The sequence below is a fragment of the Mesorhizobium sp. Primo-A genome, assembly GCF_003997175.1.
Classification (GTDB): domain Bacteria; phylum Pseudomonadota; class Alphaproteobacteria; order Rhizobiales; family Rhizobiaceae; genus Mesorhizobium; species Mesorhizobium ciceri.
In genome coordinates this window covers 288,721-310,864 of record NZ_RZTG01000008.1, presented here as the reverse complement: position 1 = coordinate 310,864, position 22,144 = coordinate 288,721, and the positions used below count along the sequence as shown (strand labels likewise).

The 22,144-nt window shown below is 61.7% G+C and carries 30 protein-coding genes and 1 other RNA gene; 5 read left to right on the top strand and 26 right to left on the bottom strand.

The window, feature by feature from the left end:
- Window positions 1-236 precede the first annotated feature (236 nt).
- Window positions 237-3,884, bottom strand: coding sequence for a hydantoinase B/oxoprolinase family protein (locus EOC83_RS17310; RefSeq protein WP_063168484.1), 3,648 nt, complete (start codon window positions 3,882-3,884; stop codon window positions 237-239).
- 80 nt (window positions 3,885-3,964) lie between these two features.
- On the opposite strand from EOC83_RS17310, the gene EOC83_RS17305 reads away from it, so the two are divergent.
- From EOC83_RS17305 to rnpB, 5 genes are all read left to right on the top strand, one after another.
- Window positions 3,965-4,339: a hypothetical protein gene (locus EOC83_RS17305; RefSeq protein WP_244514312.1), complete on the top strand. Its 375-nt coding sequence runs from the start codon at window positions 3,965-3,967 to the stop codon at window positions 4,337-4,339.
- Window positions 4,340-4,513: 174 nt separating this feature from the next.
- Complete coding sequence (locus EOC83_RS17300; RefSeq protein WP_013530944.1) at window positions 4,514-5,233, top strand: DnaJ family molecular chaperone; 720 nt, start codon at window positions 4,514-4,516, stop codon at window positions 5,231-5,233.
- Complete coding sequence (locus EOC83_RS17295) at window positions 5,230-5,988, top strand: N-acetylmuramoyl-L-alanine amidase (RefSeq protein ID WP_013530945.1); 759 nt, start codon at window positions 5,230-5,232, stop codon at window positions 5,986-5,988. The genes EOC83_RS17300 and EOC83_RS17295 overlap by 4 nt, the downstream gene beginning before the upstream one ends.
- A 211-nt stretch (window positions 5,989-6,199) precedes the next feature.
- A complete protein-coding gene (locus EOC83_RS17290; protein ID WP_013530946.1) occupies window positions 6,200-6,931 on the top strand; it encodes a lytic transglycosylase domain-containing protein in 732 nt (243 codons plus the stop codon).
- 50 nt (window positions 6,932-6,981) lie between these two features.
- Window positions 6,982-7,391, top strand: an RNA gene (rnpB, locus tag EOC83_RS17285) — RNase P RNA component class A.
- A gap of 87 nt (window positions 7,392-7,478) precedes the next feature.
- Here the strand turns inward: rnpB and EOC83_RS17280 are convergent.
- From EOC83_RS17280 to EOC83_RS17160, 25 genes are all read right to left on the bottom strand, one after another.
- Entirely contained in the window at window positions 7,479-8,606 is a 1,128-nt protein-coding gene (locus EOC83_RS17280) for a cystathionine gamma-lyase (RefSeq protein WP_013530947.1), read from the bottom strand.
- Window positions 8,607-8,767: 161 nt separating this feature from the next.
- Window positions 8,768-9,964 carry an integrase gene (locus EOC83_RS17275; RefSeq protein ID WP_127224486.1) on the bottom strand — a complete coding sequence of 399 codons (1,197 nt, stop codon included), beginning with the start codon at window positions 9,962-9,964 and terminating at the stop codon, window positions 8,768-8,770.
- Entirely contained in the window at window positions 9,961-10,263 is a 303-nt protein-coding gene (locus EOC83_RS17270; RefSeq protein WP_244514311.1) for a hypothetical protein, read from the bottom strand. The genes EOC83_RS17275 and EOC83_RS17270 overlap by 4 nt, the downstream gene beginning before the upstream one ends.
- On the bottom strand, window positions 10,260-10,898 hold the full coding sequence (locus tag EOC83_RS17265) for a hypothetical protein (RefSeq protein ID WP_063168482.1): 639 nt from the start codon (window positions 10,896-10,898) through the stop codon (window positions 10,260-10,262). The genes EOC83_RS17270 and EOC83_RS17265 overlap by 4 nt, the downstream gene beginning before the upstream one ends.
- Window positions 10,888-11,232: a hypothetical protein gene (locus EOC83_RS17260; RefSeq protein ID WP_063168481.1), complete on the bottom strand. Its 345-nt coding sequence runs from the start codon at window positions 11,230-11,232 to the stop codon at window positions 10,888-10,890. The genes EOC83_RS17265 and EOC83_RS17260 overlap by 11 nt, the downstream gene beginning before the upstream one ends.
- Window positions 11,229-11,531: a hypothetical protein gene (locus EOC83_RS17255; RefSeq protein WP_063168480.1), complete on the bottom strand. Its 303-nt coding sequence runs from the start codon at window positions 11,529-11,531 to the stop codon at window positions 11,229-11,231. The genes EOC83_RS17260 and EOC83_RS17255 overlap by 4 nt, the downstream gene beginning before the upstream one ends.
- Window positions 11,532-12,116, bottom strand: a complete 585-nt coding sequence (locus EOC83_RS33025) for a hypothetical protein (protein WP_181172677.1) — start codon at window positions 12,114-12,116, stop codon at window positions 11,532-11,534. It abuts the gene before it with no gap.
- Window positions 12,113-12,445 (bottom strand): hypothetical protein, encoded by a 333-nt coding sequence (locus EOC83_RS17245; RefSeq protein ID WP_127224487.1) that lies wholly within the window; start codon window positions 12,443-12,445, stop codon window positions 12,113-12,115. The genes EOC83_RS33025 and EOC83_RS17245 overlap by 4 nt, the downstream gene beginning before the upstream one ends.
- Window positions 12,438-12,680, bottom strand: coding sequence for a hypothetical protein (locus tag EOC83_RS17240; protein WP_127224488.1), 243 nt, complete (start codon window positions 12,678-12,680; stop codon window positions 12,438-12,440). The genes EOC83_RS17245 and EOC83_RS17240 overlap by 8 nt, the downstream gene beginning before the upstream one ends.
- A complete protein-coding gene (locus EOC83_RS17235) occupies window positions 12,680-13,294 on the bottom strand; it encodes an NADAR family protein (RefSeq protein ID WP_063168478.1) in 615 nt (204 codons plus the stop codon). Before EOC83_RS17235 ends, EOC83_RS17240 begins: the two co-directional genes overlap by 1 nt.
- On the bottom strand, window positions 13,294-13,533 hold the full coding sequence (locus EOC83_RS17230; RefSeq protein ID WP_127224489.1) for a hypothetical protein: 240 nt from the start codon (window positions 13,531-13,533) through the stop codon (window positions 13,294-13,296). The genes EOC83_RS17235 and EOC83_RS17230 overlap by 1 nt, the downstream gene beginning before the upstream one ends.
- Complete coding sequence (locus EOC83_RS17225) at window positions 13,517-13,984, bottom strand: HNH endonuclease (RefSeq protein WP_082826492.1); 468 nt, start codon at window positions 13,982-13,984, stop codon at window positions 13,517-13,519. Before EOC83_RS17225 ends, EOC83_RS17230 begins: the two co-directional genes overlap by 17 nt.
- The gene (locus EOC83_RS17220) at window positions 13,981-14,382 is read right to left on the bottom strand and encodes a DUF968 domain-containing protein (protein ID WP_063168476.1); all 402 of its coding nucleotides are present in this window, start codon (window positions 14,380-14,382) and stop codon (window positions 13,981-13,983) included. The genes EOC83_RS17225 and EOC83_RS17220 overlap by 4 nt, the downstream gene beginning before the upstream one ends.
- Window positions 14,382-15,200, bottom strand: coding sequence for a radical SAM protein (locus EOC83_RS17215; RefSeq protein ID WP_063168475.1), 819 nt, complete (start codon window positions 15,198-15,200; stop codon window positions 14,382-14,384). The genes EOC83_RS17220 and EOC83_RS17215 overlap by 1 nt, the downstream gene beginning before the upstream one ends.
- 8 nt (window positions 15,201-15,208) lie before the next feature.
- Window positions 15,209-16,885, bottom strand: a complete 1,677-nt coding sequence (locus tag EOC83_RS17210) for a DUF87 domain-containing protein (protein ID WP_063168474.1) — start codon at window positions 16,883-16,885, stop codon at window positions 15,209-15,211.
- Window positions 16,882-17,238 carry a hypothetical protein gene (locus EOC83_RS17205; RefSeq protein ID WP_063168473.1) on the bottom strand — a complete coding sequence of 119 codons (357 nt, stop codon included), beginning with the start codon at window positions 17,236-17,238 and terminating at the stop codon, window positions 16,882-16,884. Before EOC83_RS17205 ends, EOC83_RS17210 begins: the two co-directional genes overlap by 4 nt.
- Window positions 17,239-17,434: 196 nt before the next feature.
- Window positions 17,435-18,547 (bottom strand): AAA family ATPase, encoded by a 1,113-nt coding sequence (locus EOC83_RS17200; protein WP_063168471.1) that lies wholly within the window; start codon window positions 18,545-18,547, stop codon window positions 17,435-17,437.
- Window positions 18,547-19,227 (bottom strand): hypothetical protein, encoded by a 681-nt coding sequence (locus EOC83_RS17195; protein ID WP_063168470.1) that lies wholly within the window; start codon window positions 19,225-19,227, stop codon window positions 18,547-18,549. The genes EOC83_RS17200 and EOC83_RS17195 overlap by 1 nt, the downstream gene beginning before the upstream one ends.
- Window positions 19,220-19,612: a hypothetical protein gene (locus tag EOC83_RS17190; RefSeq protein WP_181172676.1), complete on the bottom strand. Its 393-nt coding sequence runs from the start codon at window positions 19,610-19,612 to the stop codon at window positions 19,220-19,222. The genes EOC83_RS17195 and EOC83_RS17190 overlap by 8 nt, the downstream gene beginning before the upstream one ends.
- Window positions 19,605-19,868 carry a hypothetical protein gene (locus EOC83_RS17185; RefSeq protein ID WP_063168468.1) on the bottom strand — a complete coding sequence of 88 codons (264 nt, stop codon included), beginning with the start codon at window positions 19,866-19,868 and terminating at the stop codon, window positions 19,605-19,607. The genes EOC83_RS17190 and EOC83_RS17185 overlap by 8 nt, the downstream gene beginning before the upstream one ends.
- The gene (locus EOC83_RS17180; protein WP_063168467.1) at window positions 19,865-20,584 is read right to left on the bottom strand and encodes a hypothetical protein; all 720 of its coding nucleotides are present in this window, start codon (window positions 20,582-20,584) and stop codon (window positions 19,865-19,867) included. Before EOC83_RS17180 ends, EOC83_RS17185 begins: the two co-directional genes overlap by 4 nt.
- On the bottom strand, window positions 20,584-20,931 hold the full coding sequence (locus tag EOC83_RS17175; protein ID WP_063168466.1) for a hypothetical protein: 348 nt from the start codon (window positions 20,929-20,931) through the stop codon (window positions 20,584-20,586). The genes EOC83_RS17180 and EOC83_RS17175 overlap by 1 nt, the downstream gene beginning before the upstream one ends.
- On the bottom strand, window positions 20,928-21,470 hold the full coding sequence (locus EOC83_RS17170; protein ID WP_063168465.1) for a DUF1643 domain-containing protein: 543 nt from the start codon (window positions 21,468-21,470) through the stop codon (window positions 20,928-20,930). The genes EOC83_RS17175 and EOC83_RS17170 overlap by 4 nt, the downstream gene beginning before the upstream one ends.
- Window positions 21,467-21,907 carry a hypothetical protein gene (locus EOC83_RS17165; RefSeq protein ID WP_063168464.1) on the bottom strand — a complete coding sequence of 147 codons (441 nt, stop codon included), beginning with the start codon at window positions 21,905-21,907 and terminating at the stop codon, window positions 21,467-21,469. Before EOC83_RS17165 ends, EOC83_RS17170 begins: the two co-directional genes overlap by 4 nt.
- Window positions 21,900-22,136: a hypothetical protein gene (locus EOC83_RS17160; protein ID WP_063168463.1), complete on the bottom strand. Its 237-nt coding sequence runs from the start codon at window positions 22,134-22,136 to the stop codon at window positions 21,900-21,902. The genes EOC83_RS17165 and EOC83_RS17160 overlap by 8 nt, the downstream gene beginning before the upstream one ends.
- Window positions 22,137-22,144: the final 8 nt, after the last annotated feature.

Below are 22,144 nucleotides of genomic sequence, written 5' to 3'. Positions count from 1 at the left end.
TCGAAACCTTTTCTTACCGTGTGAACGGCTCGCTATTGTCGAATGGTAGCGTATAGCGGAATCCTGAATGGTTGCGGTCCCACGTGCCCTAGAATGTCAGAATGCTCCGATGGTGCGGGGAAGTAGGAGGTGGCGATCACAGCCGCTATCATCTGCGCAATAGCCTACTAGGCTAGCATCGCCGCCGAATAGCTGGTGATAAATGCGGCCGGGAGGCGCGAGCCAGTCAAGCGGTTTCAGGCCTTGCCAAATCCCCCCGGCGTCGGCGTCGTCAGGATGACGGCGTCGCCGGCCTGCAACATGGTCTGGTCGCAGGCTTTCAGCAGGTCGATCGTGCCGTCCTTGCGGCGGATCTTGGTCGAGCCGACCTCGCCGTCGCCGCCTCCGTCCAGCCCTTGCGGCGGCCGGTTGCGGTGCGAGGACAGGATCGCGCATTCCATCTTTTCGAGGAAGCGGATGGTGCGTTTGGTGCCGTCGCCGGCGCTCCATCTGCCCTTGCCGCCGGAATCTTTCCGGATGTGGAAATCCTCGAGCAGAACGGGAAAGCGCAGCTCCAGCACTTCGGGATCGGTGAGGCGCGAATTGGTCATGTGGGTGTGGACGCCGGAGGTGCCGGCAAAGCCGCGGCCCGAGTTCATCCGGCCGGCCGGCGAGCCGGAGCAGATCGTCTCGTAATATTGATACGTCTTGTTGCCGAAGGTCAGGTTGTTCATCGTGCCTTGGGCGTTGGCCATGGCGCCCATGGCGCCGAACAGCGCGTTGGTGACATGCTGCGAGGTCTCGACATTGCCGGCGACGACGGCGGCGGGGTAGGCGGGTTTCAGCATGCAGCCATCGGGAATGATGATGTTGATGGGCCGCAGGCACCCGGCATTCATCGGGATCATATCCTCGACCATGACGCGGAAGGCGTAGAGCACGGCGGCGCGGGCCACCGGCTCGGGCGCGTTGAAATTGTTCTTCATCACCGGCGAGGTGCCGGTGAAGTCTACCGTCGCCTCGCGCTTTTGCCGGTCGACCGTGATCTTCACCTTGATGATCTGGCCGGTGTCGGTCGGGTATTCGTACTCAGAACTATCCGGCAGCCGCTCCAGCACGCGGCGCACGCTTTCGGCGGCATTGTCCTGGACATGGCCCATATAGGCCTCGACGACATCGAGGCCGAAATGGGCGACCATCTTGCGCAGTTCGGCTACGCCCTTTTCGTTGGCGGCGATCTGCGCCTTGAGGTCGGCGATGTTCTGGTGCGGATTGCGGGCCGGATAGCGGTGATCGGTGAGCAGCGTTTCCAGCTCCTTCTCGCGGAAGCGGCCACGGTCGACGATGCGGAAATTGTCGAACAGCACGCCTTCCTCGTCGACCGTGGTGGCGAGCGGCGTCATCGAGCCGGGTGCCGTGCCGCCGATATCGGCGTGATGGCCGCGCGAGGCGGCCCAGAACAGGATTCTTTCCTTGGCATCATCGAAGACCGGCGTCACGACAGTGATGTCCGGCAGATGCGTGCCGCCATTGTAGGGTGCGTTGAGGGCAAAGACGTCGCCGGGGTGGATGTCGCCGGAATTCAGCCGGATGATGGTTTCGACCGAGCGGTCCATCGAGCCGAGATGCACCGGCATGTGCGGCGCATTGGCGACCAGCGCGCCGGTCCGGTCGAAGACGGCGCAGGAAAAATCCAGCCGTTCCTTGATGTTGACGGAATAGGCGGTGTTCTGCAGCGTGACGCCCATCTGCTCGGCGATCGACATGAAGAGGTTGTTGAAGACCTCCAGCATGACCGGATCGGCCTCGGTGCCGAGCGCTGCCTGCCGGCGCTTTTTCTCGACGCGGTGCAGGAGCACGTGGTTCCTGGCGGTGATTTCGGCCAGCCAGCCCGGCTCGATGACGATTGTCTGGTTCGGCTCGATAATCAAGGCAGGTCCCGCAACCCTGTTTCCCGGCTTCAGCGCCTCGCGGCGGAAGATGGGTGAAGTGCGCCACTCTCCCTCGGTGAAGATTTCGCGGGTCTGTGAAGGGCTTACGGCAAGGTCTTCGGTTCGCGATTCAGTTTCGTCGCGCCCAGTGCCGCCGGTGTCGGTGCCTTCGACGCCGACGGTCTCGACGATCATCGGCTTGTCGTCATAGACGAAACCGAACTGCGCCTTGTGGGCGATTTCAAAATCGCGCCTGGCCTGGAAAATCGAATCCGCCTCGAAATTCACCGGCAGTGTCGTGTCGGTGCCGTCGTAGCGAATGTGCAGCACCGGCTTCGTGGCGACCGTATCCTCGCCGATGCCTTGCGCCGCGAGTTCTGCGACAACGGCTTTCCTCAAGATGGCAATGAGGTTGCCGATCTCCGTTCTGGACTCTTCGGCAAGCGGTTTCAGCAGCGCCTGCTGGCGCGAGGCAAAGACCGAGGACAGGCCGATGCCATAGGCCGACAGAAGACCTGAGAAGGGATGGATCAGCACCGCTTCCATGCCGAGCGCATCGGCGACCAGGCAAGCGTGCTGGCCGCCGGCGCCGCCAAAACAGTTCAAGAGATATTCGGTGACGTCGTAGCCGCGCTGCACGGAGATCTTCTTGATGGCATTGGCCATGTTTTCGACGGCGATGGTGACGAAGCCCTCGGCGACAGACTCGGGCGACCGGCCGTCGCCGATTTCGGCGGCGAGTGCGGCGAATTTTGCCCGTACCGTCTCGACGTCGAGCGTCTGGTCCTGGCCGGGTCCGAAAATGGCCGGGAAGAAATCGGGCTGCAGCTTGCCCAGCATCACATTGGCGTCGGTGACGGCGAGCGGGCCGCCGCGCCGGTAGGCTGCCGGGCCGGGATTGGCGCCAGCCGAATCCGGCCCGGCCCGGAAGCGGCCGGCCTCGTAATGCAGGATCGAGCCGCCGCCGGCGGCGACGGTATGGATGCGCATCATCGGCGCGCGGATGCGCACGCCGGCGACCTCGGTGTCGAAGGCGCGCTCATATTCGCCGTCATAGTGAGCGACGTCGGTCGAGGTGCCGCCCATGTCGAAACCGATGACCTTGTCGAAGCCGGCGAGCCTGGCCGTCTCGACCATGCCGACGACACCGCCGGCTGGTCCTGACAGCAGTGCGTCCTTGCCCTGGAACATGTCGGCGGCGGTGAGACCGCCCGACGACATCATGAACATCAGGCGGGGGAATCGATCGCTCTCCCCCACAAGAGGGGAGCTTGGCGCCGCACCCAACTCTCCCGCCACCCTTTGCACATAGCGCGATAGGATCGGCGACAAATAGGCGTCGACCACCGCGGTGTCGCCGCGGCCGACCAGCTTGATCAGCGGCGAGACCTCATGGCTGACCGAGACCTGGCTGAAACCGAGTTTGCGGCAGACTTTCGCCACCGCCTTCTCGTGCTCGGGGTATTTCCAGGCGTGCATGAAGACGATGGCGACCGCATCGATGCCATCGGCCCTGGCCTGTTCGATCGCCGGCCGGCAGGCGGCGATATCGAGCAATTGTTCGACGCAGCCATCGGCGCGCACACGCTCGTTGATTTCGATGACGCGCTCGTAGAGCTGTTCGGGAAGGATGATCTCCTTGGCGAAGATGTCCGGGCGCGCCTGGTAGGCGATCTTCAGCGCATCGCGGAAGCCCTTGGTGATGAGCAAAAGCACGCGGTCGCCCTTGCGCTCCAGCAGCGCATTTGTGGCGACCGTGGTGCCCATCTTGATGTCGCCGATCAGGCCGCTCGGGATCGTGTCGCCGGCCGACAAGCCAAGAAGGTCGCGAATGCCCTGGATGGCGGCATCGTTATAGGCTTCGGGATTTTCGGAGAGAAGCTTGCGCGGGTGCAGCCCGCCCTCCGGATCTCGGCCGATGATATCGGTGAATGTGCCGCCGCGGTCGATCCAGAAATCCCATTTTTCGGTCATGACAGCCCCTGGCGCTCTTCTGTTCGATCGGTGTTTCGGCACATGCTGTTAGTTCGCTACGGCCTGAGCGGCAATCGCAAATGAACCAGACGATGTTACATGCGGAAACGCAACGTTACGAAACTCATGGCCGGCTGACGCATTTGTCCTTCGACCGCTCACGGCAACGTGAGCGTGTGTTGAAGGAGAGACAAATGAAAAAGCTCATTCTCGCGTCCGTTTCCGGTTTGGCTTTGCTTGGCGTCGCCGCCTGCAGTGACAGCGGTACGGACAACACCACCACCCAGAGCACCAACCCGCCGGCCGCCGAGGAACCGATGAAACCGGCCACCCCGGAAGCCACGCCGCCGGCCGCGACGCCTCCGGCAACGGATAATTCGACCACGAAGAGCATCACACCCGAGAAGCCCGCCGAGCCGGCTCCGGCAACACCAGCTCCTGCGCCCGCGCAGTAGTGAGCAAGCAGTACTTCTTGTGATGAATGAGGAAGGTCGGCTCGCGCCGGCCTTTCTCATGTCGTCCGAGCGCCGTGGGCCAATCCCTCTCGCGCGCCGGATCGATTTGTCGCGCAAAGCCTGCGGCACTGTCCCGGCTTGATAGGAGGGAGCGGTGGCTCTAAGAAGCAGGCCATGTCGATTTGGGATCGCCTCGGCGAGTTCATCACCCGCGTTTCATCCTCAACCTCGTCGGGTGTCGTCGACGTTGTCGAGGCTGTGCGCACGGTTTTCTCCGGCGATGCGGATTTGCGCCGGCGTGTCGCCTTTTCGGTGGCGATGATCGCGCTGTCGGCCAAGATGGCCAAGGCCGATGGCATCGTCACCCAGGACGAGGTGCGCGCCTTCCAGGAGATATTCGAAGTGCCGCCGAAGGAGACGCGCAATGTGGCGCGGCTGTTCGATCTCGCCCAGCGCGACGTGGCCGGTTTCGAAACCTATGCCGAGCGGATGGCCCAGATGTGCGGTTCGGGGCATTCCAACTGCGTGATGCTTGAAGACATACTCGACGGTCTGTTCCACATTGCCAAGGCCGACGGGCTGGTGCACGAGCGCGAAGGCCATTTCCTGCACCGCATCGCCGAGATTTTCCGCATCGACGAAGCGCATTACGAAGCCATCATGGCCCGGCACGTCAATCTCGGCGCCGGGGATCCCTATGTCGTGCTGGGCATCGAGCGCGGCAAGCCGTTCGAAGAGGTCAGGAAACGCTATCGCAAGCTGGTTTCCGACAATCATCCGGATCGGCTGATCGCGCGCGGCCTGCCTCAGGAATTCATCAAGATCGCGACCACCAGGGTGGCGGCGATCAATGCCGCCTACGAGATGATCGAGCGGGGCCTGCGCCACGCATGAGCGGCTTTCTGCCCGACGAGCCACGTGCCGAAGTCAGGGTATCGCCGAATTTCGGCCCGCGGCGCGAGACAACACCCAGGCCCGACATGATCGTGCTGCACTACACAGGCATGGCGACCGGCGCCGGGGCCGAGGCCTGGCTTTGCGATCCGGCCAGCGAGGTCTCGTCGCATTATCTGGTCCACGAGAATGGCCATATCGTGCAGATGGTCAGGGAAAGCGACCGCGCCTGGCACGCCGGCAAGAGTTCGTGGTTCGGATGCGCCGACATCAATTCCTGTTCCGTCGGCATCGAGATCGTCAATCCGGGGCATTCGCTGGGCTATCCCGGTTTTCCCCGGCGGCAGATCGATGCCGTGATCGGGCTGTGCCGGGGGATCGCCGGTCGGCATTCGATCGCCGCCGAGCGGGTACTCGCGCATTCCGATGTTGCGCCGGGGCGCAAAATCGATCCCGGCGAGAAGTTTCCGTGGCGGGCGCTATTCGAGGCCGGTGTCGGCCATCTCGTTACGGCCGCCCCCGTCAGGCGAGGCGCTACTCTGACAACCGGCGACACCGGCGGCGATATCGAAGCGTTGCAGTCGATGCTGGCGCTCTACGGCTATGGCGTTGAAATATCCGGCGTTTTCGACCGGCAGACGGAGGCGGTGGTCGAAGCCTTCCAACGGCATTTCCGGCCGCGCAAGGTGGACGGCGTTGCCGACGGCTCGACGCTGCGGACGCTGCAAAGGCTGCTTGCTTCCGTGAAGCGCTAATCCCCGGGAGACCTCTCCCAAGCAATTCTTTCCAATCCTTAAGTTACAGGCTGTCACTCAAAGTGACTTGCCTGGCCTTGTTTGACACCAATTCGGGCGTCAAACGGCTGACGTGTAGATGTCGGACCCCAAGCCCCCCCCGGGTTGTTCCGACGTTGGTTAGGCGTTGCTGCGTGAACATCTTCGCGCGGTTCAGACAGAACAGGATCACATGCAGAAATTTACCGTTTTAACGGCAGCTCTTGCTGCCGGCGTAATGACTTTTGCCTTCAGTGCGGCGCATGCAGCGTCATTCAGCCCGCGGGCCGATCAAGGGTTTCCCGTGGTATCCGCAAAAAGCGGCAAGGCAGGCCACGACGCCAAGGCGACAAAGCAGGCATCCGCCAAAGCGGAGACGAAGCGGGCTTCCGCCAAAGCGGAAAAGGCAAGCTGGTCCAAACCGAAGAAGTCCATCGCCAAAAGGCAGACGAAGCGCGGCCGCAAGACCGTCGACATGACGAGAACGGCATCGATCGGCCTCAGGAACGCGGCGGAGTCGACGGCCGCGGTGGCGAGCAGCGGCCAGTATTCCGCAATCGTTGCCCGCTATGCGGCGATCGAAGGCGTGCCCGTGTCGCTCGCCTCGGCGGTCATCAAGATCGAGAGCAACTACCGGCCCAACATCGTCGGCAGCGCCGGCGAGATCGGCCTGATGCAGATCAAGCCGGCCACGGCTCGGATGATGGGCTATAGCGGCTCCGCCAAGGGCCTGTTCGATCCCGACACCAACATCAAATACGGCATGAAATACCTTGCCATGGCACGGAGCCTCGGTGGCGGCACGACCTGCGGCACCATTCTGAAATACAATGCCGGGCACGCCGCAACGCGGATGAACCCCGTGTCGGCAGCCTATTGCGGCAAGGTCAAGGTGCAGATGGCTGCGCTTGGATCGCCCGCATAAGTCAGCTTTTTCGTTTGCGTTTTCGGGCGTGAACCCCTTTATACGCTCTGCCAGCTGGCTGGGCGGCCGCACCCGCAAACGCCGAAAGGTCGTGGGTGAGGAAAGTCCGGGCTCCATGGAAACACGGTGCCGGTTAATGGCCGGCGGGGGCGACCCCAGGGAAAGTGCCACAGAAAGCAAACCGCCACGATCCGGCTTGCCGGATTCGGGGCAAGGGTGAAAGGGTGGGGTAAGAGCCCACCGCGCGACTGGCAACAGGAGCGGCACGGTAAACCCCACCGGGAGCAAGACCGAATAGGGACGGTGCGAGGGGAAACCCTCGAGGGCTGTTTCCGGCTCACCGTCCGGGTAGGTTGCGTGAGGCGCATGGCAACATGCGCCCAAGATGAATGGCCGCCACGTTCTCGCCTCGCAAGGGACGAGGGCCATACAGAACCCGGCTTACAGGCCAGCTGGCAATTTCTCTCCCCCGATATCAAGAGAAATCTCTTGAAATCAGCAGGTTGCGCCCTCGGGCGCGCCTGTTGATTCAAGCCTGTCCGGCCGTTCATCCGAGCCGGGAGCCGCTGATCCCGTCCAGCGACGTCTCGATCGCTTTCCAGAGCTCTTCCACCGGCTCGCAGCCGACCGAGAGGCGGACGAAACCGGCGGAGACCGCATCGCCTCGCTTCAGGCGCCGCTCGGCGGAGGTGTGGACGCCGCCGAAGGATGTCGCGGCCTGCATCAGGGCACAATTGTTGATGAAGTCCTCGGCTTTGTCTTCCGAGGCGAGTTCGAAAGAGATGAGAAAGCCGAAGCGCTCCATCTGGGCGCGGGCTAGGTTGTGCGACGGGTCGCCTTCAAGCCCGGGATAACGCAGGCCGCTGATTGCCTTGTGGCCCTGCAGTCGCCGCGCGATGACTTCCGCCGAGGAACACATGCGATCGAAGCGCACATCCAGTGTCTCCAGGCCGCGGTGCACCAGCCAGGCTTCGAACGGACCGGGAATGCTGCCGGAAACTTCGCGCCAGCCGGTCACGGCGGCGATGATATCGGCATTGCGACTGGCGACATGGCCGAACAGCACGTCGGAATGGCCATTGGGTGCCTTGGTGTCGGCGGCAACGACGATGTCGGCGCCGTGGTCGAGCGGTCGTTGGCCGAGAGGGGTCATGGTCGTGTTGTCGACCACAAGGATCGCGCCGGCTTTGTGGACAGCATCGGCAACGGCGGCGATATCGCAGATATCCAGCCCCGGATTGGCAGGGGTTTCGACAAATGCCAGCCGATAGCCATCGAAGCCGCCATCGAGGAAGGTCGAAGTCGGCCTGGCATCATAGGTGATGCCGAGCGGCTTGAGGAAGCGCTCGGCCAGCGCTCGTGTCGTGTGATAGCCGTCCGATGGCAGCAGGATACGGTCGCCGGCCTTGAGCACGGCAAAAAACGCCGCCGAGATTGCCGCCATTCCGGAAGGGAATGCGACGCAGGGCGCGTCCTCCAGATGGGCCAGCATATGCTCGACCGCGTCCCAGGTCGGGTTGCTGAATCGCCCGTACTGGTTGAAGCCGGTGGCGTCGCCGGGCGCATGAAAGATGGCGGCCATGGTCAGCGGCAGGGGAATGGAATCGCCCATGGCAAGCCCGCTGCGACGCAGGTGAGGAAGCGCTGCAGCGCGTGACTTTGCTGTTTCAGACATCGAATTTCAGACCCTGTTGGTGACCGGCTGGATGTGGCGAGACGCTATGCCCGGCAGCGGCTCGCGGCAAGGCGCGTCCGGTTGGGCCAGGCGGCTCTAAACGCTTCGTTAGTATAACGAACTCGCAAGCGATTGTATTTCCATCACAAAATGGAAATCCGTTACCGCCCGTTACCGCTCCCGTTACCGCTCTGTTCGCGACCCTTAATTCTGGCGTCAGCAAAGCGGTCGGCGGCCTCAAAGACAGCCCGGTCATAGACTCGTCCGGTCGTCTGCGTCCCGCTATGCCCGGCGACCTTCGACGTATCCTCGAGCGAAGCGTTGCCGGCGCGGCCCTCGGTGATGCCGGATGCGCGGAGATCGCGGGCCCACATCGTTCCCGGGATGCCTGCCTTCTTCCGATCGAGCCGCCAGCGATAGGCGAAATTCTTTGGCCGGTAGGGAATGCCGCTGTCCTCGCAAACGACGATCGGACCGACTCGCTTCTCGAGCGGCACCCGGTTGATCTCCTCCAAAACCATGGGCGCCTTGGACAGGGGGTAGATGATCCGCTTGCCTGTGGTCTCATTGGTCTTCGACGGCGTGTACCTGAGCACCATATGTTCGTCGATATCTTCCCAGCGCAGCCCGAACCATTTCTCGCCAGTTGCCGGGTCCAGTACGGCAGACAGGCCGCCTTCGTTCAGCGGATACCATTGGCCGATGACGTCCCACAGGCGCAAGGTCGTCTCGAACGCGAAGGCGTAGGTCAATGCCGACGATTGACGGCCGGCGGCGCGCGCAGCCGCCCTGGCGGCGACAACCTGGTCGGCGGAGATGACGGCCGTCCGCGGCGAAGACCGGGGAAGCGACTTCTTCGCCTCGCGCAGCATCATCAGGAGTTCGGCACAGCCGTCGAACCGGCACATGACGCCAAAGCTGAGAGCGGACTCGAGGATGGACCGACACATCGCCGCGGTGGCGAGGTTGGCGCCGCCGTTTGACCAGAGGCGGTGATAGCGGATGATGTCGACGCCGCTGATCGCATCAACGCGCCTGGCGCCGATATGGCCCTCAACCTTGGAGAGAAAGCCAACGTAGGTGCGGCGGGATGCCGGCTTCAGTTTCTTGAATGGGCTTTCGGCATGGCGCTGGTAGATGGTGAGCAGTGACTTGACCGATCCGTCGAATGCAGTCGGATCATTGCGATATCCGGTGCGCCAGAGGAGCATGTCGGCTTGTAGCGAGTCGCATTTCGCCTTTAGCATCTCCGGCTGATCAGCAAGGGCCGACAAGTTCACCGTCTTTGGAGAAAACCCCTTTTTGACGTCGACTTCATCAGCGACCCAAACAGGCGTCATGCCGCCGGCGCGCTTCATCCATTTGAGGCCCGGGGCTTTCGTCTTGTCCATGCGCTGTCATCCTCCTTGCCGTCCGGCTTGCCCTTGGCATCCGCCGGCAGGCCGAGGTAGTTCTCATAGAAGCGCTTGACGAGCGGCACAGGTCGCCCGCCGTGAAAGGCATCAATAGCAGGGAACCCTGGCCTCTGCGCAAGGGTCGGAAGGCGTTCCTTCACCCATTTTTCGGCCGCCAACCGTCCAACCAAAGCTTCGGCGATCTCGCGGTCGCCTGCGAACATCGGCAGATCGTCGAGTTTGGTTGGCGGAATTCTGGTCACGGAGCGGTGACCTCCGGCGTATTGCGCTCAGCGGCGCGCTCGACATAAGCCCAGTCCGGTGCCAGGCCATGATTGATCGAATTGCCGGCGAGTCGGTACTGGTGCCGCGAGACGCTGATCTTGACGAACGTCCTCATGCCAGGCGACTCGAAGTCGGCGACGCGGTGGATCACTCCTTGGTCAAGGCGAAGCAGATGCTTGTCCGGATAGGTCTTGAACGGCCCACGCTCGGCCTTGGCTTCCATCTCATCAAGGGATTTCGTGTGATCTTGGATGAAAGTGGTTGCCTCGTCCGGCTCCCAGAACAGCGTGCCCCTCGAGTCCGACCAGATATAGTTCAGGTCGTCGGTCATGAATCCGTCGGAGTGCCAGCCGCGGCGGTTGCCAGGGTTTTCGTGCGTCACCCAGAGGGTCTTGGCGGTGATGTAGACGTAGCTATCGAGCCACCTCATGCTGGCGACGTCGCGGTAGACCGCATTCACGATATCTTCGAACTGCCGCAGGTTTGACGGGATGACGACCTTGAACCGGTCCGCCATCTTGATCGGGCAATAAAGCCAGAACATCATCTCCTTCGGCGAGAGATCGACAAGGCCTAGATCGACCGGCTTGAAGCCGTAGAGGTTATCCCGCATGGCCGAGATCCTCGAAGATGTAGAGCATAAGCTCCATCTGGATGAAGACCGCGCAGCACCCGACGTATTTCAGGTTGAGTTCGCCAGGGATCGCGCCGCCGGTCTTGAACGCATGGAAATGCCGCTCCTCGTCGGGCACGTCGGTCCGGACGACGGCCCACAGCCAGAACATGCCGGCCACATCCGCCATGCGGATGATCTCGGCGCCGGCCGGCAGTTTCATGGTGAAGTGCTCTTGGACCGGCATCTGGTAGCGGTAGATCACTCGGCCGGTCGCATCCGACACCTTTTGGCCGCGGACCGCTGGATCCCATTGATCGGCTTGAACGGTCATGCGCTCGCTTCCTTTGCTGTCTTGATTGCCTCCGCTCGCTTTTCGGCTGCCTTCTGGAGATCCTTCCGGGCCTCATCGATATCACGAAGGGCAGGTAGAACGTCCCTGCCTACCGCCTTGAAGAACGATCTCACTCCTTCCTGGTGGTCTCGGATGTAGTGTTCGCCGAGTTTTTCCTTGAAGACTTTCAGGAATGCGTCGGCGCCATATCCAATCATGGCTTCAAGCGCTCTGACCTCGGTTTCGTTCAGAGTGATCGACGCGCCAAAAGTTAGCGTGGCAGTGGTGCGCACGGACATTCAATCCTCCTTCGCATGGTTCGGCTGTCGAGACTCGATGAGGCGCCAAAGCGCACTGCGCTGTCCGTCGCCTATCTTGGCGATGAAGGTCAGAGGGTCGCGACTGAACCGCTCCCATGAACTGCCGCCGCGGTCGAGGTTTCCCGGTTCAATGACGCCGGCCCCTACAAGCTCATCCATATCGAGGTTCATTAGAATGAGGCAGGCATTGTAGAATTTGCGCTGCGCGCGCTCCTGCATCGGGGTGTCCGAAGATTGTATCTGTTTTTCGGACACTTCGAGACGGCTACCGACTTCGTTGATTTCGGCACAAGCTTCGCATCTCGCGGCCCTTCCGCAGAGGCCGCACTTGTCGTCATCGCCTCGTACGGCGTCTGGCATCCCCTCAAGCATGTGCTGCACCATGGCCGTGGCCTGGATGGCGTCGAACAGATTGGTGCCGATTGGCTTGTGCTCCATTGGTCCGAACTGGCTGTTCTCGTTGAACGTCTTCTTGAAGCTGATGCCCGCGTCAGGACTGAAATTCTCTGGCAGGCGCCATTGGAGGAACCGGTCGACCATGTGCTTGATCTGATCTTCGGTCATGACTGCTCGCTCCGCACCGCATAAGGACCGTCGGTCTGTGCCCGCCACCAACCGCGGAAATCATCCGTGTCAGCCGGCTCACACACCATGAGCAGGCTGGGGGCGAGCGGACCTCCGAAGTGAAGCAGTTCGAGATAGATATCCGCGCCATTGGCGATAGCCTGGCGCTGACTGTCTGTCAGACTGAACCTGCTGATGGCGCTCACTCCTTTGCGACCAGGCAGGGTGCGCAGCGGCCGATACTGCGGCTGTTCCTTGGCATAAACAGTTTCGAACTTCTCAAGACCTGGAATGACCGGTCCGTTAAATGGGTCCAGTATGTCAAACATGCGTTGTTTCTCCTTTGTAGCCGCGCCCCTTGCCATGGTTCGGATACCAATTGCCGTACCAGCGCTCTTTGCGGCGGATTGGCCCGTAAGCCGTTTCCCAGCGGGACAGTCGGTTTTTTGGCTCAACATCCTGACGGCAGTGCGGGCAAACTTCTTGATCGTCACAGATCGCCACTTCGCAGCACGTCGTGAACAGGGTGCTGTTGTTCGGGCAGTCGAGGAACACGGTAGCCATCACGCCGCCGCTCTAATCTCGTCACGTATCTCCATCCAGAGCTTGCCGAGCATGTTCTGGCCGTCGCGGTTTGGTCCCCAACCCCAAAAGTCATCTCTCCATGAATTCTCGACCAACTGGCGATCGCCAGTCGCAAGGAGTTTCCGGCGCACATATTCGTGCTGATCGGCCTTAGCGTGGAGGATCTCACGCATGACGTCGACCTTAACGTAGTCCCAGTCTGGCCGGCGATGATGCTTGTTGCGTTCAGCGATTTTGAACGCCTCATGCGCAGACGGCGCGAGGATGATGTTGTGCATCAAACTCCACTGCTCCGCAGTCGGAACGCCTGGCTTGAATTTCATAAAATGGTAGACCGCTTCTGACGTATCGAACCGGGCTAGACCGTCGCGCGGCGTCCACTCCCACATAATGGTGAAGGCCGAGAAATTCGACAGGACATAGAAATCCTGCTCGTAGAAGCAAACTCGCTCCTGTGTGTCGAGACCGTGGCATTCGATGGTCGGCAGCGGCGGCTTCGGACACGGTCCACTATAGCCGTGGAACTTGAACATTTGCTCACCGGCCGGCATTGGCTCGCCGCAGATGTCGCACTTGGCTATTTCGTCAGTCATCAGAAATCGTCTCCATTGTGAGGATGGCCGGCTTCGAACTCGCGGTCTTCGCGCCGCGCCTCCATGATGTCGTCCGGGTCAGGCTCGCTCTCTTCCCAAGGGCAGACGCCGCCAGTCTCTTCCTCAAGATCGCACTGGCGAGGCGAATAGGCGCCGCACCAAGGGCAGAGCTTGCCGCCGCGGGACTCGTTGTCCTCTTCGGGCGTCATCAGCTTCCATGCGTCATAATTCTCTAACACTTGCCCACCTCCCATTTTTGATGATCGGCATTGTGCCGTGCTGGATCTTGTCCAGTTCATTTTCGGCCTGCGTTTTCCAAGAAAGATGCCGGTGATTTACACAGGCCCGATTGCCGCATGAATGAGCGGCTTGATGGTCTGGTGTCGGTGGACGCCCATGTGTTTCACGACAAATAAGGCGGTGGACGTTGTGCGATTTGCCGTTGATCCGCATTTGCCCGTAGCCGACGCCTGATCGTGCATACGGCCATTCCAAACACTCGTCGCCACGAAATGGCACGACCGTTTCTTTGTAGAAGTGCTCTGGTTCGCCATGCGTCGTCCCAAGATCGCCGCCATACAGTGGATCGCCATGCGATCTCAATCGTTCATAATGAGCGCTGCACAAGCCTCGGCTTTTCTGCGTCTTCGCACATCCATCAATGGAACATAGTGGCGCTGAATTGGTCATGTCTTCCTCGCATTTCGAATGATCAGTTCTGCCTGCTCATCGTCCCCAGTGACGTTGTAGAGCGCTAGGGCGACGCGAAGCGGGTCGATGAGGTGCTTCTCCCAGAAGGCGCGCTCCCCACCCGCATGCTGCGCGTCAGGCCCCTCAGTGTGCAGCGACCGATGAAGGGGAACTGTCCATCTATCATCAGATTTCCGGCCGCCACCGGTTTCACCCTTTCCGTAGACCGGATCGGCATAGCGGACATGCGCGGCGTCGACCGGCCGCTTGCCGCTGATCAAACAAGGTAGGCCGCGGATCCATCTCAAATGGGCACCGTCTTCCTTGCGTGGCCGCTTCTGGCCTTTGACCGGGGAGTTGGTGAAGGCTTCGGGATGGTAGGGGACTCGACCGGCCATCAGGCGACTGCCGCGTGGTTCTGCCGGACGCGCAGCGGATTATGATAGCCGGCCGGGAGGAAAGATTGGAGGTCGCGCTTGATATAGTGCTTCTTCCTGAGCGCCTGCATCTTGTCGATCATGCGCAGGGTGTAACCCGGCCAATCCGTCGTCCTCGTGATCTCCTTCAGATAGTTCGCTTTGCCGATCTTGTAGAGATCAACGAACTCGTGAGTGGCGTCGACGACAGCAAGCGACGCTTCGATGTCGAGCGTCGGTTCAAGGCTGACCCATGTGAAGATGCCGGCTTTGTGGAAAGCCTTCAGCGTCGAAATGCGGTTATCAGGATCAGCCGCGTTGCGTTCCCATTTTCGGGAAAAACGCGCATCGACGCTGGTCAAGGTGGTTGCGAACGCATCCCGGTCCGGACGGAATCGGCTGATGTCCTGAAGCGCGCGGCTGCCGCCCTTCGTCAGCGTGCAGAAGCCGAGACCATGGCCGGCCAGGATATGCAGTACGAGTCCAGTCAGGCTGTTGTCGCCTGGATGATAGGGATCGGTCGTGAACGACAGCATGACCTGTTCGGTGATGCCAGCCGCTTCATACTTCTTGGCGTCAGCGAGCAGCCGCTTGTCGAAGTCGGCCCGGTCGACGGCGCCGGCGTCGAACTCCGGCCGCGGCTGCTTGGTCACCAGTGGCACGTAGCAATAGGCGCAGCCGTGACCGCACCCGCGATAGGGATTGGTGGCAAGTGGCGCATACTCGCCGGCCTGCCCCTTCGGCGCATAGATGATCGAGCAGCCTTTGATGCTGACGCCGTCCGGATTGATGGTTGCCATTGTGGTCCTCACAAAAAATCGGGCGACAGGCGGTAGCCGCCGTCGGTCTTGATGATCAGGTCGAGCGCGGCGAGCTCGCGCAGCCCGGTGGTGAGCCCGCTGGACGTGCGTGAGACCTCCGCGCGGTCCGCAATGGTGTCCAAGTCCATCTCCGCGCCCTGTGCGGCCTCCAGCGCGCCCAGCATGCGTGCGTAGGACGATGGCAGGCGCTCCTTGAAGGCGGCGAGCCCCGGCGGCGCTGTGATGCCTGCTTCAGCCTCGACAGCCACGTAGCGGCCATCGCCGCGGTCCTGGATGCGCGGGGAGGCCGCCGCCTCGGTCATGTACTTCCGGAATGCGCTCGATCGCGACGAGATGCCGGCGCGCTTGGCAGCGACCTGCAGGCTGATGCCGAGCGGGTAGGCGGACACGACGGCGTCGACCACCTTGCGCGAACTCGGCGACATTTTCGGCTCATTGTACGGGCCGTCGTAGCCTCCATCCAAGACGGGCTCGCGGGTCTTTACGCCGCGGATGAACTCTCGCTGTGGGCCTTTCGAAACCAAATGCGTGATATCGATAGCCTCTGCACCGCTTGGCATGCTGACCGGGCCGATCTCGGTCCACACCGTTTGATCCGGTCCGCCTGCAAGATCGACGCCGATATGGACGGGCTTCGGCGGCCGCGGCCGGTCGAGGAACTCCTCAAGCGCCACCCGGATCGCCTCGGCGCCGGCGGCAAAGCCATCCTCTCGCCCCTTGTCCATTCCCTCGCCATAGCCGCGCGCGAAGCCTCGCTTCTCGGCTGTGGCGATCTCAGCCGGATCGGCCGCGCGCGGCGCCGTACTCTTTTGATCGACCGTCGGCGGCGCCTTGGAGGCCTTCACTAGTTCCGCCAGCGCCCGCTGGATGGCGGCAGGCGTTGCCGACGGCAGAACGGTGCTGCCGGGCTTCGGCGCCTCCGTGGAGGCCTTGAACATGCGATCGCGCACCGGTGTCGATGCGAGGGCGGGCCCGACGACATAGAACTCGCCCGGCTTGAACGCCTGCATGTCGACAGCTTCCGAAGAGCGCGGTCCAAAACCAAGCAGATCGGCAACCGCGCGGCGGTCGGCGCTTTGCTCCACTCGGCCGAGAAACTTGTTCTCGCACTGGCCGAGCACGTCGTTGTTGATGAGACTCAGCCGCTGGGTGGCGAAGATGGCGCCAAAGCCCCTCTTGCGGCCGGCGGTCGCCAAGTGGGTGATCGCCTCGCTCGAGGCAACGACGCCCTGCTGCGGCGCCCACAGATGTGTCTCGTCCAGCATGACGATCGTTGGATGCCAGAGATCCGACTTGGCCCGCATCATGCCGGCGACAAACCGGCCGATGAACGATCGCTTCTCCTCAAGGGTCCAGTCGCCGATTTGCAGGATTGTGGAGACGCCGACCTTCAACAGGGTAAGCGCCAGGTCGCCGGCATCCTGCGTCTTGCTCAGCGGCGCGTCGCCATGGTCCCCGCCGATGATGGCGTATTCGCGCTCGGCCGTCCGCAGCGTGTGGAACTCGTCCTCGACATCAAGGATGATCTGCTGGAACTTGCCATAGGTCGCCTCGAGCAGCACCCGAGCGACGGTCGACTTACCGGATCCAGATGCGCCTTGAAGCAGGCATCGTTGGCCGCGGAACGTCTCGAGATTGAAATCGATGTTGGCTGCGATCTTCATGGCGTCTCGTTCTCAAGGCCGATGTCGGCGAGGAAGTTCTCAAGCCCTTCCGGCTTTTCCGGATCGCGGAAATAGGCACGGATCGCTTCCCAGTTCCGCTTGGCCTGCGCATCGATCATCTCGCCGAGCATGTTGATGCGGTATTGCGGCATCGTGCCGGCGGCGAAGCGCCTGTCGATCAGCCGGGATAGGCTGTTGTCCCGGCGCCTCAGTGCCTTGAACCGATCGGTAATCTGCTTCGGTAACTGTTTCCAGCATCGGCGGCAGATGATGTCTGCCGAGTCGCCGCACTTGTCCCTCGGCGCCGTGCGTCCGCAACGTGGATTGACGCAGCAGATCCTATCTCCAGTCATATCCATTCCCTCCCGCACGATGCCGCCAGCGCCAGGCAGGTTGCCCTGCGCAGTTCTCCGATCAGCGGTTTCCATTCCCGATGGGTTGACCGCTTTCTCTCCATCTCGCTCAGGATCGCGTCGCGCCGCCGTTCAGCCGCGGCGGCCTCACGGCGCCGGACCTGTTCCTCGGCGAAATCGAAGAGAGATGGCTGGTTCACATCACCACCGTGATCTTCTCAGCGGCGCGCGTCAGTCCGGTGTAGAGCCACCTGGACCGGCTGTCCGCAAAGGCTCGGCTTTCATCAAAGAGACACACGGTGTCCCACTGTGAGCCCTGCGCCTTGTGCACGGTCAGCGCGTAGCCGTAGTCGAATTGCTGAGTGCCGCGCAGTTCCTGCCAATTGACCTCGTTCAGCCGGCCTTCAAAGCATTCCTTGCGGGCTTTGACCTTTACCGGTGTCGTCATCTCGAAGTCGATCGATGTGACATCCATGGCGACGCAATGGTCTTCGATATGGCCAGCGCGGCGCTTTGCGACGTACAGGGTCGTCCACAGCCCGCCGTTGAAGAGACCCATGTTGCGGTCATTTTTCAGGCAGACGAGACGGTCGCCTTTCTCCGGCAACGCCTGCTTTCTCCCGAGTATCTCCCGCATGCGCTGATTGTAGCCGGCCCTCGTCTTGTTCAGGCCGACGAGAACCTGATCAGCCTTCATGACGTGGTCCTGCACCAGATAGGAGCGTTTGATGACTTCGCTTGTGCCGTAGGCGCCATATTTGAGTTGGCCGCCTTCGCGGACGATCGTGGCCATTTGAATGATCGGGCTCTCGGCCGCCTGCCGATGGATCTCCGTCAGCATGACGTCTGGGTCGCATTCGGTGAAGAATCCAGCGCCGGGAGAGACTGGTGGCAACTGGGCCGGGTCGCCGAGGACCAGGACCGGGATGCCGAAGGAAAGGATTTCCTGGCCGATATCCTGATCGACCATCGAGCACTCGTCGATGACCAAGAGCGCGACGCCTTCGAACTCGCTCTTGTGGCGGAGGATGAACTTGGTCGCGCCCGTGGTCTTGTTGACGTCGACGGCATAGATCGTGGAATGGATGGTGCTGGCGTTCAGGCAACCGTTCTTCCGCATCATCATGGCGGCCTTGCCGGTATAGGCCGCATAGAGAACGCGACCTTTCAGCCCTTCGGCAAAGTGCCGGGCGAGCGTGGTCTTGCCGGTGCCGGCGTACCCGAAGACGCGGAACACCTGCTTTTCCTTCGCCTTGTGCCAGGCGCTGACGGCGTCGATCGCGTCGGCTTGCTGCGGGGAGAACTGCATCAGGCCGCCACGTCCTGCTCGAACAGGCCCATCTCGGCGAACCTGAAATAGAGCGCCTTCATGGTGACGAGATCCGACCACGCATCCCGCAGCCCTTCATGCGCCGGCTGGCCGAGAATGATCGATCCGGCCTCGTCCAGAGACGGCCATTTGAAATCGCCCAGGCCGCCTTCGAACTCGCTCGGTAGCTTGCACAGTTGCTGCGCATAGGGCTTTTGCAGGTCGATGAACTCGATCAGCGGCCGGTTGAGCCATAGCCGGTCATAGGCGTCCGATTTCTTGCCGCTCGCCAGCGCGAACCGGGCGAAAAGGCTGGCCACCACCATGCGGTCCATGTCGCCGAATGTGACGACCTTAATGTGACTGTCGAGCGGCGCCGTCTTGAGCATGTCGCTGAGCGCGCCCAGGACTCGGGGCTCGGGTATGCCGACCTGCGAACTCGCGCGCGCCGAAATGCCGTGCACCTTCTCGGCGTTCTCCTTGATCGTGCGGCCGTCGGATTTGACCATGTGAGCGAAATGGTTCGTGATCAGGCCCGACCGATTGCAGAGCGCCGCCGCGATCTCGGGGCACCATGGTTGGGCCGAGTCGTCGATGGAGATGTCTTTGCGGTAAAGGCCGCTCGTCTCCAGTTTGAGAAAGAGGATCTCGGGTGCTGACAGGTTGCGGGGCTCAGTCATCGTAATCGTCCCCATAGTCGTCACGGTCATCGTCGTAGGCGTCCAGTTCGGCGCGCGCCTCGTCATTGACGCGCTTGATGCAGGCGTCGCAAACCTCATACACCCGTCCCGACATGCCTTCCTCGTAATCGCGCTGCGGTCGCAGGTGAGGCTTGTGCTGCTTGCACCAATCGCAGGCGCCGGAATGGTCGGCGTTCTTCATGTACTCACGGTGCTCATCCAAGCACTCTTGGCACATGTCGTTGCGCTCACTGCCAAAACTGTCCGTCTCCCCCTGTATCCGAGCAACGGCAGGGCGATCGGGATGGTCGTCGCACATCGTCCCATCGGGAAAGTCATGAGACGAGCCAGGCAAAGATGAAGTCGGTCCGGTGACGTCAGCCATTGGCGTCATCCCGAAGGGCTTTGAGTTCAGCGCGCGCGTCGCGAGCCTCTTGGAGATAGCGGTTGTTCGCCTCGAGCAGATCCTGCACGCGCCGCTTGTTCCCTGCTTCCATGGCGGCGCCGACTGCGGCGCACATCATCCGGTACTCATCGGCATTGTCGCGCTTCAGTTCGGCCACGTAGTTGTCATCAGTTCGCTCGTTGATGACCCTCATGAAGGCGAGCAGTGCGGCGTCGAGGTGTTCCTGTTCGGTCATGGCTTCACCTTGTCGATGTTCTGGTGGATGACGTGCGACCAACTGGTGACGCAGACCCACGGGTTGGTGTCCCAGGAGCCGACGCCGTTGATGCTCTCCCAGAGAGAGCGATAGGACAGCACGGCGTTCTCGTCATGGTAAGGCACGACGCTGTGCGGATGATCCTTGCGATAGTCCTTCCAGCCGAACTGGCCGACGTGATCGGGGATCTTGCCTTCGTATGGTATGCGCTCGATGCCTTCCGCAATGGTGCCGGCCTGGGTGATGTCGTGCAGCTGCTCGACGCGCACGCCGGTCACCGGCAGCGTCATGCGGGAGAACCTCTTGAACATATGCATGGGGCGCGCTTTGTCGCGCTGCCATTCCGCCGGCCAGCTATGGTCGAACGACGGTTTGGCATCCGCAGAATACAGGAGGTATTTCTTGTATCCCGGGCCTGCGGACATCGCTTCGATCTCCTCGCGGACATAGAGGCGATCGCCGACGGCATGAGGCAGGAAGGGTGAAAGTTGCCTGGTGATGTCGTCCCAGTTGTCGGCACCGACATGGCCTTTCCAGCACCAGTGCCGATACTCACTGTCATGCAGTCGCTTGCCCTTCCAGTCGTAGACCTGGAGGTGCGCGGGCTGAGGATTCAACACTCGACGGGTTTGTGTCTTGGTGCCGGCGAGCAGGGCTCGCACCATAGGCGCGCTGAAAGGAATTGGCCGATCCATCAGCGGTTCCACCACGGTGTCTGCGGCTCCGACCAAGTCGAGCCATAGGAGTTGACGACGGACGATGGCTGCTCGACACGGCCGAACGTTCTGTAGACCGGCTGGACTGGCAACGGGTCGCTCTCGTTGGCGCGCGTGATGTAGCCTTCGAGGCGCGCGACCTCGAGACTTTTGGTCATTAGTTCAGTCTTCAAGTCGGCGACGGCGGAGCTTTGCCGATCGCGTTCTTGCAAGGCCACTTTCATGGTGGCTTCACTGGTGGCCGCTTTCTGTTGCAGTAAGCGCTTCTCATCGTTGATGGTCGCAACCCGGAGTTCGAGATCGGCCTTCGTCACTTTCTTGCTCATCGGGTTCTCCATGTGATCGGTTGCTGGTCTCTTGGAATGCGATGCAGTCCGCGAGCCATCGGATGCTTGGGCGCACCGCTCCGTGTCGTGCCAAGGCAGATCAGTTCGACGCCGAGATTGAGCGCTCGCTCGATGAACCAGAATGATGGATCCTGACCATCGTTGCCCCATGCGGCGAGCATCTTGCCGCCGTGGTTGTGCGCATAAAGGATTGCCGCGTGAACACTGTTGAGGTTGTAGGGGCCGACTGGGTCTTCCGCCTTAAACATCACGGCTGGCGACGAGGAGCGGAAGGCATAGAGATTGACGATCAATAGGCCGCCGTAGCCCCACAGCTTCGCAAAATGGATCAGCGCCAGGATTGTCGGATCATTCTTCTGATGGTCTGCCGTGCTTGGGTTGAGCATGCAGACGACCAGCATTGGAAGGTCGGCATTCCATACGCGCCGGAGCTCGTAGCGATAGATGTTGTCCCAGCCGCCGAAGACGGCCGTCATCTGCATGTCGTCGAACAGACTGGGTTGCGCCAGCGCGTTCATGCGACCGCCCTCCAATTGGGGAATGGGATTTCCTGCTCGCGAGGCCACCAAGCGTAGCGCCATCCCTGGAAGCCCTTCACTGGCCCCGGAATGGTGACAGCCACCGCATCGCCGCGCCGGCAGATGCACCATTGGTCAACCCCGTGATATGGCGGAGAAGCATCGAGATCGGCTGCGTCCATGTAGACGCCGCGGACGCCGTCGGAGCCGTCCTTCAGATCGAAGCTGAGTCCGCGCAGCGCAGTGACCGGCGCATACCCGCGTAGCCGGCCATGGGCGACCACATAGAGGCGATCGCCGACGTTGATTGGCGGGCGTGAGCGGGACGTCAGATACCAGCCCCATTCGGTGCCTGACCATGCGGCCCCGACTGGGTCGCCTTCAGCGATCCATTCTTCCCAGAAGGTCTTGGGGCAGGTAACGACCAGATCAGACATTGGCCACCGGCGGATGGATTATATCGCCGTCGGCATCCATGAGCGGATTGGCCGGCCAGCCATGGGCGCGGATATTGAGCGAGCGCAGTCTCCGGTTATAGGCTTTGAAGGCGAGGGAGAACGGCGTCGTCAAAACGGCCTGCACGGTCCAACAAACCGGCCAGATCCCCCATGCGAGGAAGAAGGTGACCGCCGGATGCGCGCCGGCGAAGGTGAAGAAGTCGTTCATATCATCCT